Here is a 15,510-nt window from a genome sequence, read left to right as displayed (position 1 = left end):
TCAGTGTTCCAGTATCTGGTTCAGGAACAACCGGCACCGTTCGCTGGATGGGTTGGTAAAGAACTGTTCCGGCGGCGAAACTTCGACGATCTGACCGGCTTCCATGAAAACCATCGTGTCAGCGACTTTGCGGGCAAAACCCATTTCATGCGTGACGACAACCATCGTCATGCCTGTGTCGGCAAGCTCGACCATCACATCAAGCACTTCATTGATCATTTCAGGGTCAAGGGCAGAAGTCGGTTCGTCAAACAGCATGATCCGGGTCTCCATGCAAAGAGACCGGGCAATAGCCACGCGCTGTTGTTGACCGCCCGACAGCTGCGCCGGGTACTTGTCGGCCTGTTCCGGAATGTGGACACGGTCAAGATAGTTGCGCGCGGTTTCTTCGGCCTTCGCCTTTGGAACCTTACGTACCTTCATGGGGCCGATCATCAGGTTTTCCAGCACAGTCAGATGTGGAAACAGATTGAACTGCTGGAAGACCATACCGACTTCCTGACGCAACTCCCGGATCTCCTTGGCCCCTTCAAAAACCTCGATCCCATCAATCACGAGGCGCCCAGAATTATGCCACTCCAGCCCGTTGAAACAACGGATCAGGGTAGACTTCCCGGAACCTGAGGGACCACAGATGACAACCTTTTCACCCTGGTGAACGGTCAGATCGATATTCTTCAGCGCGTGAAAGCCACCATAGAACTTGTCCAGATTGCTTACCTCGATCATCGGAGTGGGTTGGTTCATGCCTGACCTGTTCTAATTCGGGATCGCATATTGAGGGCGTTGTGCGTTCAGGAAGCCTGTGGCGAGAGCGGTCGCCTTCGGAAAAACCTGCGCGCGGAACATTTGTTGCGGCGCAATTCTGGGTCGGCCCAAGCAGTGCCATCGACTTGGCGATACGATTGAGTAGGGCAATCTGGTAAGGCCATGGAATCCTCAATTCTGTTGCGCACTGATTAATATGGTTGCTTAATATGCAATATTCGTCAATAAAAAACTCAGCGGGTAGTTTCTGACTGCCTGAAATTTGAGCTGACGGCCAACGGAAGGAGCATGAATGTCTGCCTGGATTCGGATGATTTCTGACGAGGATGCCGACGATCAGCTAAAGGCCGCATTGGACCTGGCCCGTACGCCGCACGGAACCGTCGACAATGTCATGCGCGTGCATTCGCTGCGGCCCAATACGATGAATGGGCACGTTATTTTGTACCGGGCCTGTCTGCACGACGACGTCAACACCGTGCCCATGTGGTTTCAGGAAGTCATAAGTTCCTATGTGTCCACCCTGAACGGCTGCCCCTATTCCTATGCCAATCACTGGGCCAATGCCCGGCATTTGATCGGGGATGATGCACGCGCCGACAGAATTGAAGCCGCGCTGAAAGCCAACCGCCCCGAGGGCGCATTTGACGGCGCAGAGCTGGCTGCGATGGTCTATGCAGGAAAACTTACCCAATCGCCCGCCGCGATGGCCGAGTCTGACGTCTCGGCCCTGAAGGAAGCCGGATGGGACGACGGAGAAATCCTCGAAATCAACCAGATTGTTGGATATTTCAACTACGTGAACCGGTTGCTGAACGGTCTCGGCGTGACCACAGAGGGAGATGTCGTGGGTTACTACGCCGACGAGTGACGGGATGTACCATGCAGGATGACACTCCGGGAAGACAGATTGACCGCGCGATCGGTGCATCGCTGAAGGAGCTGCGCCAAAGCCGGAAACAATCGGCCCGTCGTCTGGCCGAGCAATCGGGCATTTCAGCAGCAATGGTCAGCCGCATTGAAAACGGGCTTGTGTCACCTTCGATCGATACATTGGCCGCATTGGCCGAGGCACTTGAAGTGCCCATCGTCTCGCTGTTTCGCGAAGCGCGGACAGATCACACCGACTATACCCTGGTTCGCCACGGACAGGGGCTGAAGTCTACCCGTCTTGCTGGCGGGCATTCCCATGAATACGTCAATCTGGCCCTGCATTCCCGCAAGGACCTGCGATTTCAGGCGCGGCGGGTCACTCTTCTGCGCGATGAAGGGCGCCCGCCGACTTATGTCGGCCACGGTGTCGTCTTTGTTCAGGCGCTGGAGGGTCAGGCTGTCTATCGTTACGGCGAGGCGCGATTCACCCTGTCAGCCGGGGACAGCATCAGCGTCGACGCCGAACTGAACCATGGGTTCGAAGAGGTTTTGACGCCAGAGTTCGTTTTTCTGACCGTTCAGGCCGAGCGCCCGTAAAGAAATGCTGAAATGGCCATTCCTGCCGAACTTGATCTGACGCGAGGGCCGATCTCGGTGCATTTTCGCACCTTGGCCATTCCCGGCGCCATCGGAATGCTTTTCAACACGCTCTACAACGTTGTCGACATGTTCTTCGCAGGGCTCTTGTCCACAAGTGCTCAGGCCGGGCTCGCACTTGGGTTTCAGGCGTTTTTTGTTGCGATCTCAATAGGCGTTGGGCTTGGCGCCGCCATGAGCGCACTCGTCGGCAACGCACTGGGCGCGGGTGACCATCGCAAGGCTCGCAGACTGGCTGCACAAGGCATGAGCTATGGCTTCCTGGCCGCGTGCGTTCTTGCGCTGGCTGGTCTGTGGTATGGTCCTGCACTGATCCGTTTGGTGTCCGAGCCCGGGGATTATCGCGATGCAGGTCTGCGGTATTTCTTTTGGTTGCTCCTTGCTCTTCCCGGCTTTCTGCTGGCCTTTTGCTGTAACGGTATCCTTCAGGCACATGGCGATGCCGTTTCCATGCAGCGGGCGCTGATTGTCGCATTTTTCGCCAATATCGGACTGAATCCATTGCTGATCTACGGGGTTCCGGGCCTTGTTCCCGGCATCGGGTTTGATGGTTTGGCAGTTTCAACCGTGATCAGTCAGACAGGGGTCATGCTCTTCCTGATACGTCAGGTCCTCAGACGGCGCAGGATGCAACGGATGCGGGCGCGGAATTTTGTTCCGCGCCTGGAAAAATTTGCTGAAATCTCGCTACAGGTATTACCCACATCCACATCGTTCATGGTGATGTTGCTGTCCGGGTTCGTGATGCAGTTTGCGCTTAAGATTTTTGGCGAACACGCAATCGCAGGGTACGGCGTGGCCATTCGTCTGGAGCAAATCCTGCTGTTGCCCGTGTTGGGCGTCACCGGCGCCCTTCTGCCCATAGCGTCCCAGAATTTCGGAGCCCGCGACGGTGCGAGGGTGCGCGAAGCCTTGTTCTATTGCTGGAAGGTTGGGTTCATCATGACCGCCATCGCCGCACCTGTCCTGTGGATTTTCGGCGGTCCGGTTCTGGGCCTGTTTACTGACGATCCCGAAGTGATCCGCGTGGGACTAAGCTACCTGCGCGTCGACAGCCTGATCCTGCCGTTCTACATGATGCTGTTTTCGATCAACTCGCTTTTGCAGGCACTGAAAAGACCGATCTGGACCGTCTGGATCAGCCTGTATCGGCAGGGTTTTGGGGTAGCTTTCTTCGTATGGATATTTGTCGGCCTGCTGAGTTTCAACGAAATCGGCGTGTGGATCGGAACGGCGGCAGCGGTCATAACCGGGTGGATGATTGCCCTTCTCATCACAACACATGTGGCACGTCGCGAGCTTGGTGGACTCTGGAAGCCGGTGATCTAGGCAGAGGCCGGTACGTATGCTGCTAGTGAAGAAGATCTGACTTTCCCACTAGCTCGTTCTCGGGGCCGCTGAATCCGTCCGGCGGGCCTGAGGGACGATATCACTCAGCGTCAATTGTTCCAATTTCGGCGCAATGTTCAGAAGGGCACTGCCATGTTCCAACATACCCGGGATTGAGCTTGCATGTACAAGACCGCCGGCCTTACGAATGATCAGGGATCCCCGCCAGAGCGTCCCGGGCATTCAGGTGCGCCACGTAGTAGGTGCAACGACATCCATCGATCACTTCGCCCAAGAGGTTCTGACTTTTTGCAGCAGTCCATCGGTCTCGCGACGAAAAGTGATTATTGAAGGCGGCATTCAACTTTATTGAGGTCAGTTTCAGGTTCAAACAAGTATACGTTGCGTTTGCCACTTACGTCTGATCGGCAGGCGTTGGGTTGTCGTTGACGGACAACTGCGCGTTTTTCTATGCTCTTGGAATGATCAGCGGCAAGTTTTTTGACGATCTGTCAGTCGGAGACACCTTCGAGACTGGTGGGATTACGCTCACCGAAGGCGCAATAATTGATTTTGCACTTACGCACGATCCGCAGCCCTTCCACGTGAATAAAGTGGCGGCGAAGGAGTCGATTTTCGGCGGGATCATTGCCAGCGGCTTTCAAACCATAGCGCTCACCTTCCGGCTGTTTCGTGATACCGGTGTACTTACTGGCACCAACCTGGGCGGCCATGGCATGGACGAGGTACGATGGCTCGCTCCGGTTTTCCCGGGAGACACACTTCGTGCTCGTGTTACGGTTGAGGTGCTCACACCGTCGCGCTCGAAGCCGGACCGGGGAACGGTACGGTTCCGCTATCTGACGTTTAACCAGGATGATATCGAGGTGCTCAATTTGGTTATGGATCACGTAATGGCACGGCGGCAATAAGTCGGTTGAATTTCATATTTCGGTAGTTGGGTTCTGAGTGTTTTCGGCGCCTCACCGGATCGCGGTCCTGGCCGGCCTCCGCACTTTAAAATCTGCTCGGAGCACTCTATCGCCAACGGAGAGGTTCCAGCATCCTTTCAACAGGTTGCCGAAGGCTATTGCACTCGCCCCTTTCTTACCGTTCGTCGGATTGTCGCACAGCTGCGTGGCGACCTGTCAGACCGTACTTCGGTTCAAAGGCAATATCCTGTCGCCGCCAGAGATTGGCAGTGCGCAACAAAGTTGACGGGGATATTGGCAGCGGGGCATTTCAATATAAGAAAAGCCCCCGTCGGGTAACGGGGGCTGTTTTTGAGTTTCATAGGAGTTGCATCAGGAGCCTGCTTCGGGTTTCGGGCACGGGCGGAACTCGATCATCCGCCCACCTTCGTTGGCTTGATCCATGGCATCCGCACAGACCTGACCACCGTTAAGATCGTGGGCGATTTTGGCATCTGTGATCGAGTACGAAATTTCCGCAGCGGTCGCGAAATCCCGCACTGTGATGACGTCGTCTCCCAGGATCGTTCTGCTGGTCTGTCTGGTGGTATAAGTCGCTCCGATGGTTGGGTCGATCACCTGCTGCGGGACACTGGCACCGCTGTCATACATGTTCTGTACCGTTCCCAAAGCTTCCGGCTTGGACATACCACCCAGAGAAATGTTCTGGTTAAGCCAGGTCAGACGCAGGTGTCGGCTTGCCGAGGAAATGTCCGCCGGAACGTTCTCTGCAGTCTTTCCATCTTCCGCATTGAACGCTGCAATGTTCTCGCGGTGGTACTGCAACAATGGCGCGTTCGCTTTTACCCCAAGGTCCGAACCTTCAACATTGCCGGAGTAAACCAGAACCTCACCGCCCTCGTTCACTTGGAACAGAACGACATCACCATTTGCGTCCACGGCCGAAACATGCACTCCGTGCTGACCCGCATGACCCAAATCTGCTGACCAGGCGAACTGGAACTCACCCGAGTTATACGCCTCGGCGATTTCGGGGGCGGTGTCGTACATTGCGACCAGATAACCCGGCGCGTCGGCCAAGTTCACGGCCGGGGCGCCATTGTCCTTGTAATCACCAATGTAGTCTGCACTGGGGGACATATAGAGCGTATCCGCAACCATTCCCTTGTCGTTGAAGGCCTGTGCCTGAACACCGTGGAAAGACTCGTTCTCTACCCAAGCTACAGTGAAGTTCTTCGCCGGTTCATCTGATTGGCGCGAGTATCCATAGGCTTCGTAAGATGTGACGTCATCGCCAACGCCGAAAGTCACAAGATCCATTCCGGTTTTTGTGCCCAAATCTACTGAGCGAACACAGGCGACACCGTGGTCTGATTGCTTGGCAAGCCGCGAGCAGGCGTCCGCTGATGACGCCAATGCGGTCGAGGCCATGAGGGTTGCCATCATTACTTTTGAAAAGAGGGTCATTGTCGTTTCTCCGTCTATCTAGTGTGATTGATCATCTCTGTTAGGCCGATATAGACGTTGAATCATCTATGTGAAATGATTTTTCGCACATTTCCGGTATTCTGTTTTTGCAATGCCACCTTTGTCGGTACCGTTGACTGATGTGTAGATCGCCATTAACCCAAGGAATGACAGAACATTATTTACCGATGGAAAATCATGCAGGTTGAGAGCGACGTCGAACTCGGAAAGCGAATTGCAAAAAAAATCGCGGACCTCATCGAAGAACAAGGCACCAACCCTGGTGCTGTAGCGAAAGCGGCGGGGCTTGGCGTGACGTCGGTCAGAGACCTGCTGAGCGGCAGGGCGCGTACGCCGAACGTCGCAACTCTGGTTCGAATAGCGAATGTGCTTCACGCTGATCCGGGAGACCTCATTAGCCCCCAGCAAAGCGACCCCCAGGCAAATGCACTGTACTTTGCGTTAGACGCGGACAATCAACGCCGTATTCGCGCCATCATGCGAGCGTTGCTCAGCGATCAGGAAGCACGTCAGTAATGCTATTCCGAAAGGGAACAGCGCACGTCAGTCATGGGCTCGGTGTCGACCTTGAACACTCGCACCAATCACTGTGGAGCGGCTCGCCGAGCTAACCTTTCCCGACAAGAGCAATGTCATCGGCCGACGATGGTTTGTTTTACGGCCCGCGCCGCCGCACAGTTGCTCCAGCAAAGTCAGCGCAACCGGCCCTTCCGGATCGACACATCTGAAGGCTGATGATGAACTGTGACGAACCCGGCCGATTCCGATTTCATTTGCCTCTCCCGGAAACGACAGACGAGGCTAGAACTGCTCTGGCAACATTACGTCCGGTACGTCCTGGAAGCATACAGGCCGCAAGAAACGGCGAATGGCCAGTGTACCGACGGATGTTGCCCCAAAGTTCGTGGAAGCCGGGTATGGACCTCCATGTACCATTGTGTCGCTGACTTCCACACCAGTCGGGAAGCCGTTTACAAGGATCCGGCCAGCTTTGCGTTCAAGAACTGGCAACAACGTTTGCGCAATTTCCGCGTCATCTGAATCCATGTGCAGCGTACATGTGAGCTGCCCCTGCAGGGACATTGACACTTCTCGCATCTGGCCGATGTTTTCTGCGACTACCAGGAGCCCCAATGGCCCGAAAACCTCGTGTCCCAGTGTTTCACTGCCCAGCCAATCCTGCGCCGAGACCTGATAAAGGAACGGGGCTGCCGTTCGCCCGTCGGACGCGGTTGCCAGCAATTCGGTAACAGACGGTTCTGCAGCAATCATCGACTGACCGCTACGGTATGCCGCCGCAATGCCGTCTGTCAGCATGGTTTGTGGGGCGGTGTTCTTCAAGCCTTCGACTGCTGCCTTGGCGATTTCTTCGGCGTGGTCCTTCAAGACGACTGCAATGCCGGGGTTGGTGCAGAACTGGCCCGCACCCATCGTAAGCGAACCTGCCCAACCGGCGCCAATCTCAGCACCCCGTGTCGCCGCGGCTGCCGGCAGGATGAACATCGGGTTGATTGAGCCTAGCTCACCAAAGAACGGAATGGGTTCAGGACGCTGCGCACAAAGATCGAACAGTGCCCGGCCACCGGTCAAAGAGCCGGTAAACCCTACCGCTCGGATCAGCGGGTGTCTCACCAGTGCCTGCCCTGCCGCCATCGTGTCACCGTGTACGAATGAGAAAGCGCCAGGATGCGTGCCCGTCTTGTCGATTGCGCCCTTGATGGCTTCTGCAACAATCTCTCCGGTCCCCGGATGCGCGGGATGGCCTTTGACCACAACAGGGCAACCGGCGGCCAGCGCCGAAGCGGTGTCGCCGCCAGCGGTTGAGAACGCAAGCGGGAAGTTAGATGCCCCGAAAACGGCAACCGGCCCGATAGGGCGCTGTACCATTTTCAGATCAGGACGCGGCAAAGGGGCTCGATCCGGCAACGCTTTGTCATGGCGGCGGTCCAGATAGTTACCTGACAGTATATGAGAGGCGAAAAGGCGCAACTGGCCTACGGTACGACCCCGCTCTCCCTGAATCCGAGCTTCGGGAAGGCCGGTTTCCTGCGTGCCAATTTGGGTAATGAGATCGCCGCGCGCGTCGATCTCATCAGCAATCGCATTCAGCAGGGCCGCGCGGTCTTCGCGGGTGGAATACCCAAAGCTCCAGAATGCCTCTTCGGCGGCTTGGACCGATGCGTCGATATGGGCGGCGGTTCCGGATGAAAATTCATGTGCGTCCCCACGCGCCGGGGAGGATAAAAATTTCACGTCTCCAGCGATCCATTCACCTGCAATCAGGTGTTTTCCGTGCGGCTTGAAAGTCATGTTTCAGTTGTCCCAATGCGTGACCATGTCACATGCGATGTCAAAAGCAGCGCGGGTTGCGCCGACATCCGCACAGCCCTGGCCTGCGATATCAAACGCCGTTCCGTGGGCCGGAGTGGACACGGGGAATGGCAGCCCACCCTGCACCGTCACACCACGGTCAAAGCCAAGCAGTTTCAGCGCTATCTGACCCTGATCGTGATACATCGTCACAACCGCGTCTATTTCCTTGGCAACCGCCTTGAGGAACACGGTGTCGGACGGCCACGGACCATCAACTGACATCTGCCCCCGCGCCAGTTTGCGGATTGCCGGTTCGAGGATGTCGATCTCCTCGGTGCCGAAATTTCCACCGTCACCGGCATGCGGATTGATCGCGGCCACTGAAATCCGAGGGCGATTTAAACCAGAACGGCGCAGTGTGTTGTGGATCAGATGCACCGCTTCGGCAACGCGTTCTTCGCTGATCATGTCGGCCACGTCACGCAGGGCGACATGACTGGTCACGCGGCTGGTCCACATGCCGTCAAGCGTGTTGAGTTCCGAGATGTAGTTCGCCACGCCCAGCTTTTCGGCCATGTAGTGAAGCTCGTCATCATGACCCAGCCCCGCCAAGTGCATCGCGGCCTTGTTGAACGGTCCAAATACGATGGCGTCAATCACACCGGAGCGCGTCAGTTCCAGAGCGGAATCCAGCGTTCGCAGAACCGATGCTCCGCCAGCTTCGGTCACTTCGGCAACCCTCACTTCGTCAGGCGCAATCGTCTCCATCTCGTGCAGGGCGAACGCAGGGGCTTGGGTCCAGTCGCCCGACACGTCTACGGGGGTCAGGTCATAAGTTTCACCGGCGACGGTCTGTCCCGTTTCAAACACATGCCTGTCGCCGATCAGCAGAATGTCCGCCGCCTCGGAAACGCCCTCCGAAGTCAGCAACCGTGCGATCAGTTCCGGCCCGATGCCGCTTGGATCACCGGGGATAATACCAATTCTGGGCTTCATCTTTCAGTCCTCGGACTTTGCTCCACTGCTTTGGGCGTGAAGGCGTTCAATATTCTCGATTGTACTATTCAGGTGATCGCGCAGCGCCCGCCGCGTCGCGGCTGCGTCACGCTTTTGTAGGGCGTCAGTGATCCGCGAGTGTTCGGACAGAGTATTGTCACGGCGATCAACCTGTTGCGACGACAAGAAACGTGCACGCCAAAGGCGGGCGTTATATTGCCGGTGCGTTTCGATAAGGGGCTCATTCCGGCTGGCTTCAACGATGGCCGCGTGAAACTGCATGTCGAGTTGAAAGAACTCCAGCGGTTCGAGCTTTCCGGAACCTTTGGACATACGAGCGCCCAAACGAACGATTTCGGCTATTTCAGCCATCGTTGCTTCGACGCAGGCGATTTCACCCGCCAACGCTTCGAGAGCGCCCAGGACCGAAATATACTGCGTCAACTCGTGCAGAGAAGGGTCGGCAACGTGCGGGCGCCGTGTGGCCGAGTACTCCACCAACCCTTCAACTTCGAGCAACCGCAAGGCTTCGCGCAAAGGCGTACGGGATACGCCGAGCGCCTCGGCCAGATCACGTTCGGGAATTGCCGTACCGGGGGCAAGCTTACCCAGCAGAATAAATTCGCGCAGGTTGTCGGCGGCTTCTTCGGCAAGTGTCTTGCGTGGCTTTACACCACCTTCTTCTTTCAGGCTATCAATCCAGCTCTCGCTCAAATCACTTCCCCCAGCTCAAAACCATAGGATCCAACGGCCGCAGCAGGTCGATCAGACGCGAGCGGATGGCGGGATGCAACGGCGGAATTGGGTGGCGGCAAAATTCTGATTTGATTACGCCGCCTTCGACCATCGCGGCCTTGCACGATTGCCAGCCGCATTGACGGTTTTCGTGATTAATTGCCATGGCTACTCGACCATATGCGGCTATCGCTTCGTCGATGCGTCCGGCATGGTGGTGGGTCAGCACCGGTTTGATCTGATCCACGATCATGCCCGAGGTCATCGAACCTGTTGCACCGGCATCCAAATCCGCCAGAAGGGTGATGGCCTCTTCGCCATCAAAAGGCGCTTCGATTGCGTCGCCACCCTGTTCTATCAGCGAACGGATCTTGTTGGCGGCACGGGGACATTCGATCTTGAACAGCTTCACGTCCTCAATCTCTTGTGCCATGCGCACCAGCAGTGGCACAGGCAGATCCACGCCGGAAAGTGGTGCATCCTGCACCATGATCGGAATGCCGACCTCGCCAACGGCTGCGAACTGCTCGAAGCTCTGTTCGGTTGTGCCTTTCAGAAGTGCACCATGATATGGCGGCATCATCATTACGATGTCAGCCCCCAATTCCTTGGCGAATTGCGCACGCTCGACGGCGATCTGCGTGGCATAGTGGCTGATCGTTACGATGACCGGCACCCGTCCTGCGATATGTTCGACCGAAAGCCGCGCCAGTACTTCGCGTTCGGCATCCGAAATCAGAAACTGCTCCGAAAAGTTGGCCAGAACGCAGATTCCATCCGCTCCTTGATCAATCAGGCAGTCGAGCACCCGTTTCATACCTTCGAGATCAAGTGTCCCGTCATCATTGAACGGCGTTGGCGCAACCGGCCAGATACCTGCGTATTTCCGGTTCATTCCGTCACCTCGAAGTCATGCAGATGCTTGTCCGAGATCTCGATCCCGAGGCCGGGCTTGTTGTCGTCCAGATCCAGATAGCCATCCACGGCATCCGGGTCGCCTTCGAAGATGTAATAGAACAGCTCGTTTCCGACCTCGACGTCGAAGACCGGGAAGTATTCGCTGATCATGCAATTCGCATTGGCCATAGTCAGGTGATAATTGTGCATCTGACCTGCATGCGGGATGACCGGAACCTGGAAAGCTTCGGCGACGGCGTTGATCTTTTGCGCGGCCGTGATGCCACCCACGCGGTTCGTGTCATATTGCAGCACACTGACAGCTTTTTTTTGGATCAGATCCTTGCAGCCGATGAGCGAAAATTCATGCTCCCCGCCCGAGATGGGCACGATATTCATGGCATTCAGTTCACGGTATCCTTCCACATCGTCGGCAATCACCGGTTCTTCCAGCCAGCGCGGTTCGTACTTCGCAAGCTTGGGCAGCATCCGCTTGGTGTAATCGACGTTCCAGCCCTGATAGCATTCCAGCATCAGGTCTACATCATAGCCAATAACTTCACGCACCGCTTCCACGCGTTTGAGGTTTTCCCGCATGCCGGTCATGCCGTCCTTGGGGCCCCAGCCAAACCGCATCTTGTAGCCTTGATAGTTGTTCTTCCTGGCCTCTTCCGCCTCGGCCTGCATCGCTTCGATGGGCCCCGAATAGAGCTTAGAATAATAGACCGGTATCTTTTCCTTGGTGCGACCGCCCAGCAACTTGAACACAGGCTTGCCCGCCAGTTTGCCCATTAGGTCCCAGATGGCGATGTCGATGGCCGAAATCGCTGTCATTCCAATACCCTTACGGCCCCATGCGTGCGAGCGGCGGTACATCTTTTCCCAGAGATAGGCAAAGTCGAACGGGTCTTCGCCGATCACCATGGGCGCGAACCATTCGTCGATGGCCTTTTTCACAACACCTGGCGCTAGCGCAGCGTTGCCGATGCCGACTGTGCCATCTTCGGTTTCAATCTCGCAGGTCAGCCACTGGTGAAAACGGAAAGAGGACATCGCATCGCCCTTTTCCCACAACAAGTCGCTGGCGTTGGTGCAGAAATTACCCTGCGGTGGAACGGTCTTGCCTTTCCAATTCCAGACACGGGTGCGGACGGATTTGATCTTGGTCATTGTTATTCTCCGGTCGACTTAAGCGGCGAGCGTTGTTTGAAAAGGCGTCCCCACAGCAGCGGGCCAAACAGAGCCAGGACCGTAAGAACAAAGAAGAAGAGCGTCAGCGGACGGGTCAGCATGAGCCACCATTTTTCGTCCAGCATCACCATCGACTGACCGAGGCGTGTCTCCAGCATACCGCCCAGGATCAGGCCGATGGCCATGGGCACCACGGAAAAACCATAACGGCGCATGAAGAAGCCCAGTATCCCCGAGCCGATGGCGATCCAGACATCCAGCATGGATTGTTCCAGCGCATAGGCACCCACGATCGAGAAGATGAAGACACAAGGCCACAAGATCTGGATCGGGATCAGCGTGACGCGGGCAAAGATCTTGGCACCCCACAGTCCGATGAAGAAGAACAAGATGTTCACCAGCATCATCGACCAGAAGATTGCGAAGGCAAAGTCGGCCTGTTCGGTAAACATCGTCGGGCCGGGTCGCAGGCCATGCACCATCAGACCGGCGAGGATCACAGCAGCCGTCGGGCTGCCAGGTATCCCCAGGGCAAGCGTCGGAACCATCGCCCCACCCGTGGCCGAGTTGTTTGCGGCCTCGGACCCAGCGATACCTTCGAGAGAGCCGTTGCCAAACTCTTCAGGCCTCTTCGACCAGCGCTTGGCCTCGTTATAGCCGATCATCGAGGCTACCGTCGCACCTTCAGCTGGCAGAATGCCGATAAACGTGCCAATACCGGACGACCGCAAAATGGTTTTCCAAACCCGCGAATAGTCTTCGCGCGATGGCAAGCGGATGGCTTTCATTATGACGCGCTTGCGCTCCACATGCAGGTTATCGGCCTGGACCAGCAGTTCTGAGATGCCGAACACACCGATCATGACGGGCACAAATGGAATACCTTCGCTCAGCTCGTTCAGGCCGAAGGTGAAACGCTCGATCGAGGTCAGCAGATCGATGCCGACAGTTGCGATCAGCACGCCAAACGCGCCGGACAGGATGTTCTTGACCGGCGATCCATCTCCAATTGTTGCCAGCATCGACAGACCGAAAACTGTCAGCGCAAAGTATTCAGGCGGTGCAAAGTTATACGCAGCCCGCGCCATCAATGGGGCAGCGGCCATCAGGCACACGACCGAGATAATTCCACCAATGGTCGAGGAGACAGCGGCCATCCCCAGCGCGCGGCCTGCCTCTCCCCTTTGCGCCAAGGGATAGCCGTCCAAGCAAGTGGTGGCACTGGCCGACGTCCCGGGCGTATTGATGAGAATTGCGGTGATCGCTCCGGCAAAAGTCGCCGCGCAATAAATTGTCGTCAGGATCGCAATGGCCGGAATGGGCTCCATCGTGATCGTAAAGGGAAGAAGCAGCGCAACACCTGTTGTCGCATTCAACCCCGGGAGAGCGCCGACCAACACCCCGCCCAGAGTCGCTGCAAATATCAACGCCAGCAGGTTGGGATCAGCAAGAGCCAAAAGGCCGTTCAGAGCAGCATCCATTGTCTTTACCCGTACCAGAGGTTGGTGAGGATCCCGCGCGGGAAGCGGACCTCGAATATGCCGTTGAACAGGAAGAACACCGCCAGCGGCGCGATGATGCCGACCAGTACAAGTGCCCAGACACGCCGCTCACCCCACAGGGCCGCGAGCGACACGGCAAACAGGCCCAACCCCAGAAAGAGATCAATCTCGGCGATCAGCAGGAAACCGATCAGCAACCCGATTGTGGACTGCACAAGTCGCGAGAGCCTGGCAGGTGCCTCATCACGGTCCTTAAAAAGCAACCAGACTGACAGTAGAACGATCAGGCCGATAACCAACTGAGGGAAATCAGAGGGCTGCATGCCGCGTTTCAGGATCGGCGGGACGCGCTCGAATTGCGTCGAAAGCCAGAAGGCCCAGGCGCAAAACACCAAGATCCCCAGCGGGACAGCAAACTGCGCGAAGCCACCCTTTGGACCATGTCCGGTATTGTCATTGGACTTTTGCATTCTTTGTACCCGTCCGCTGGAAAAGTTAGCGCGGCAAGCACCTGACCGGCCGCGCTAAATGGTTCAGATTACTCGATAAAGCCCAATTCTTTCAGAGCGGATTCCATATCGGTGACCATAGTGGTGATCTGGTTGCCCCACTCATCGGAACCCACGACCGAAGTGCTGTCCAACCCGACGGATTCCAGGAAGCCTTGGTATACGCCATGGTTCATGGACTTCAGCAGGGAATCCTCGATCTTGACAGCAACATCATCGGGCGTGTCGGCGTGAACAACAAAGCCGCGAACGGTCGAGAAACTGACATCAATGCCCATCTCCTTGGCGGTTTTCACATCTGGCAGACCTGCCATACGCTCGTTGGCCAAAACAACGATGGGGCAAACGTCGCCTGCGTCGATCTGAGATCCGGCTTCGGCCAGGTTCAGAACAGCCGCGTCAACCGCACCTGCAACCAGTTGGGTCGCCAGTTCACCACCGCCTTCGAAGGGAACAATTTTCGGGGTCTGCATGCCGCCTTTCTTGGTGAACATGAACGCCGATACGTCGTCAATGTTGCCCAGGTGGGTGGTGCCATAACTGATTGGTGCTTCTTTCTGAGCTGCAACAAAGGCTTCGGCATCCACATATGCACCGCAACGTACCATCAGGATCTGCGGGTCATCGGTACCGCGGGCGATCGGGCGGATATCGTCCAGAGACATCTTGGTCTTGCCTTTTGCAACTGTCGCCGCGTGACCGATGGTGAAGGTCAGGATCGTGTAACCATCCGCCGGGACGGTCAGGTAGTGGTCCATGGCGACTGCACCGCCGCCACCTTTCTTGTTTACGACAACCATGTCGGTGCCCAATTCGCGACGGGCACGCAGCATCATCATGCGAGTGGTGACGTCCGTACCACCACCGTTTCCGGCATGGGTCACGACCTCGATGGTTTTGGATGGGTACTCATCAGCGGCGGCGATGGTCCCGGTCAGGGTCATGGCTGCAACCGAAACGGTGGCAAGAAACTTCATCATTTATCGATCCTCCTAAGTTCTCGAACCGGGCCTCCTCAGATCCGATTCGCAATCTCGCCCGGATTTCGTATCAGGTATTTGGAATTTGGTATACCAATTTTTTTCTTGGGGATGCGTGCCTGAAAACGCAGGTACGGGAAACAGCAAAGTTGCTTCGCTCATGTATTCAGATGAGCGGTCGACCCGTTCTCAAGGCTGGCTTTGAACAGCGCAGCAATTCCAAAGGCTTTTGCAAAAATTGAGCGAAAGTCTATGTATAAGTGAGGCCAGCAACGCGCGCGCAGCAAACTTCTGCCATCAGCGCTTTCCAAATGTTTGAAGCGTGAAAATAAATGGCCGC

General features: G+C 56.4%; 15 protein-coding genes. 5 read left to right on the top strand and 10 right to left on the bottom strand.

The genetic code is table 11. From position 1 onward, the window contains the following. A complete protein-coding gene (locus ACR0CG_RS18345) occupies window positions 1-747 on the bottom strand; it encodes an amino acid ABC transporter ATP-binding protein (protein WP_480492299.1) in 747 nt (248 codons plus the stop codon). 313 nt (window positions 748-1,060) lie between these two features. Here ACR0CG_RS18345 and ACR0CG_RS18340 point away from each other — a divergent pair, with 313 nt between their 5' ends. From ACR0CG_RS18340 to ACR0CG_RS18325, 4 genes are all read left to right on the top strand, one after another. Then, window positions 1,061-1,639 carry a carboxymuconolactone decarboxylase family protein gene (locus ACR0CG_RS18340; protein ID WP_480526696.1) on the top strand — a complete coding sequence of 193 codons (579 nt, stop codon included), beginning with the start codon at window positions 1,061-1,063 and terminating at the stop codon, window positions 1,637-1,639. Window positions 1,640-1,650: 11 nt separating this feature from the next. Then, window positions 1,651-2,238 (top strand): helix-turn-helix transcriptional regulator, encoded by a 588-nt coding sequence (locus tag ACR0CG_RS18335; RefSeq protein ID WP_170613900.1) that lies wholly within the window; start codon window positions 1,651-1,653, stop codon window positions 2,236-2,238. Between the two features lie 12 nt (window positions 2,239-2,250). Further along, window positions 2,251-3,627, top strand: coding sequence for an MATE family efflux transporter (locus tag ACR0CG_RS18330; protein WP_480526694.1), 1,377 nt, complete (start codon window positions 2,251-2,253; stop codon window positions 3,625-3,627). A 440-nt stretch (window positions 3,628-4,067) separates the two neighbouring features. Continuing rightward, entirely contained in the window at window positions 4,068-4,559 is a 492-nt protein-coding gene (locus ACR0CG_RS18325) for a MaoC family dehydratase (RefSeq protein ID WP_480492294.1), read from the top strand. Between the two features lie 372 nt (window positions 4,560-4,931). On the opposite strand, the gene ACR0CG_RS18320 is transcribed toward ACR0CG_RS18325, so the two are convergent. Beyond that, window positions 4,932-6,026, bottom strand: coding sequence for an Ntn hydrolase family protein (locus tag ACR0CG_RS18320; protein WP_480526692.1), 1,095 nt, complete (start codon window positions 6,024-6,026; stop codon window positions 4,932-4,934). Between the two features lie 198 nt (window positions 6,027-6,224). Between ACR0CG_RS18320 and ACR0CG_RS18315 the strand changes: the two genes are divergently transcribed. Beyond that, entirely contained in the window at window positions 6,225-6,563 is a 339-nt protein-coding gene (locus tag ACR0CG_RS18315; protein ID WP_170613896.1) for a helix-turn-helix domain-containing protein, read from the top strand. A 285-nt stretch (window positions 6,564-6,848) separates the two neighbouring features. On the opposite strand, the gene ACR0CG_RS18310 is transcribed toward ACR0CG_RS18315, so the two are convergent. The 8 genes from ACR0CG_RS18310 to ACR0CG_RS18275 form a co-directional block, all read right to left on the bottom strand. Next, entirely contained in the window at window positions 6,849-8,357 is a 1,509-nt protein-coding gene (locus tag ACR0CG_RS18310; RefSeq protein WP_480526690.1) for an aldehyde dehydrogenase (NADP(+)), read from the bottom strand. Window positions 8,358-8,360: 3 nt separating this feature from the next. Continuing rightward, a complete protein-coding gene (locus ACR0CG_RS18305; protein ID WP_480526689.1) occupies window positions 8,361-9,356 on the bottom strand; it encodes a 4-hydroxythreonine-4-phosphate dehydrogenase PdxA in 996 nt (331 codons plus the stop codon). Window positions 9,357-9,359: 3 nt separating this feature from the next. Continuing rightward, window positions 9,360-10,070, bottom strand: a complete 711-nt coding sequence (locus ACR0CG_RS18300) for a GntR family transcriptional regulator (protein WP_170613893.1) — start codon at window positions 10,068-10,070, stop codon at window positions 9,360-9,362. Window position 10,071: 1 nt separating this feature from the next. Then, window positions 10,072-10,986, bottom strand: coding sequence for a dihydrodipicolinate synthase family protein (locus ACR0CG_RS18295; protein WP_480526687.1), 915 nt, complete (start codon window positions 10,984-10,986; stop codon window positions 10,072-10,074). Continuing rightward, entirely contained in the window at window positions 10,983-12,158 is a 1,176-nt protein-coding gene (locus ACR0CG_RS18290; RefSeq protein WP_480526686.1) for an L-rhamnonate dehydratase, read from the bottom strand. The genes ACR0CG_RS18295 and ACR0CG_RS18290 overlap by 4 nt, the downstream gene beginning before the upstream one ends. A 2-nt stretch (window positions 12,159-12,160) precedes the next feature. After that, on the bottom strand, window positions 12,161-13,660 hold the full coding sequence (locus tag ACR0CG_RS18285) for a tripartite tricarboxylate transporter permease (RefSeq protein ID WP_170808133.1): 1,500 nt from the start codon (window positions 13,658-13,660) through the stop codon (window positions 12,161-12,163). 5 nt (window positions 13,661-13,665) lie between these two features. Continuing rightward, window positions 13,666-14,151: a tripartite tricarboxylate transporter TctB family protein gene (locus tag ACR0CG_RS18280; RefSeq protein ID WP_170613889.1), complete on the bottom strand. Its 486-nt coding sequence runs from the start codon at window positions 14,149-14,151 to the stop codon at window positions 13,666-13,668. A 68-nt stretch (window positions 14,152-14,219) separates the two neighbouring features. Further along, window positions 14,220-15,170 carry a Bug family tripartite tricarboxylate transporter substrate binding protein gene (locus ACR0CG_RS18275; RefSeq protein WP_480526685.1) on the bottom strand — a complete coding sequence of 317 codons (951 nt, stop codon included), beginning with the start codon at window positions 15,168-15,170 and terminating at the stop codon, window positions 14,220-14,222. Window positions 15,171-15,510: the final 340 nt, after the last annotated feature.

The organism is Ruegeria sp. AB8, assembly GCF_056542605.1.
The sequence above is the reverse complement of the archived record's forward strand: the minus strand, read 5'-3'. Positions and strand labels throughout refer to the sequence as shown.

Excerpts from the sequence above, each read along its gene's own strand:
- ACR0CG_RS18285 (WP_170808133.1), bottom strand. The coding sequence starts at position 13,660 with ATGGATGCTGCTCTGAACGGCCTTTTGGCTCTTGCTGATCCCAACCTG.
- ACR0CG_RS18345 (WP_480492299.1), bottom strand. The coding sequence starts at position 747 with ATGAACCAACCCACTCCGATGATCGAGGTAAGCAATCTGGACAAGTTC.
- ACR0CG_RS18295 (WP_480526687.1), bottom strand. The coding sequence starts at position 10,986 with ATGAACCGGAAATACGCAGGTATCTGGCCGGTTGCGCCAACGCCGTTC.
- ACR0CG_RS18305 (WP_480526689.1), bottom strand. The coding sequence starts at position 9,356 with ATGAAGCCCAGAATTGGTATTATCCCCGGTGATCCAAGCGGCATCGGG.
- ACR0CG_RS18275 (WP_480526685.1), bottom strand. The coding sequence starts at position 15,170 with ATGATGAAGTTTCTTGCCACCGTTTCGGTTGCAGCCATGACCCTGACC.
- ACR0CG_RS18315 (WP_170613896.1), top strand. The coding sequence starts at position 6,225 with ATGCAGGTTGAGAGCGACGTCGAACTCGGAAAGCGAATTGCAAAAAAA.
- ACR0CG_RS18340 (WP_480526696.1), top strand. The coding sequence starts at position 1,061 with ATGTCTGCCTGGATTCGGATGATTTCTGACGAGGATGCCGACGATCAG.
- ACR0CG_RS18320 (WP_480526692.1), bottom strand. The coding sequence starts at position 6,026 with ATGACCCTCTTTTCAAAAGTAATGATGGCAACCCTCATGGCCTCGACC.
- ACR0CG_RS18330 (WP_480526694.1), top strand. The coding sequence starts at position 2,251 with ATGGCCATTCCTGCCGAACTTGATCTGACGCGAGGGCCGATCTCGGTG.
- ACR0CG_RS18290 (WP_480526686.1), bottom strand. The coding sequence starts at position 12,158 with ATGACCAAGATCAAATCCGTCCGCACCCGTGTCTGGAATTGGAAAGGC.
- ACR0CG_RS18280 (WP_170613889.1), bottom strand. The coding sequence starts at position 14,151 with ATGCAAAAGTCCAATGACAATACCGGACATGGTCCAAAGGGTGGCTTC.
- ACR0CG_RS18310 (WP_480526690.1), bottom strand. The coding sequence starts at position 8,357 with ATGACTTTCAAGCCGCACGGAAAACACCTGATTGCAGGTGAATGGATC.
- ACR0CG_RS18335 (WP_170613900.1), top strand. The coding sequence starts at position 1,651 with ATGCAGGATGACACTCCGGGAAGACAGATTGACCGCGCGATCGGTGCA.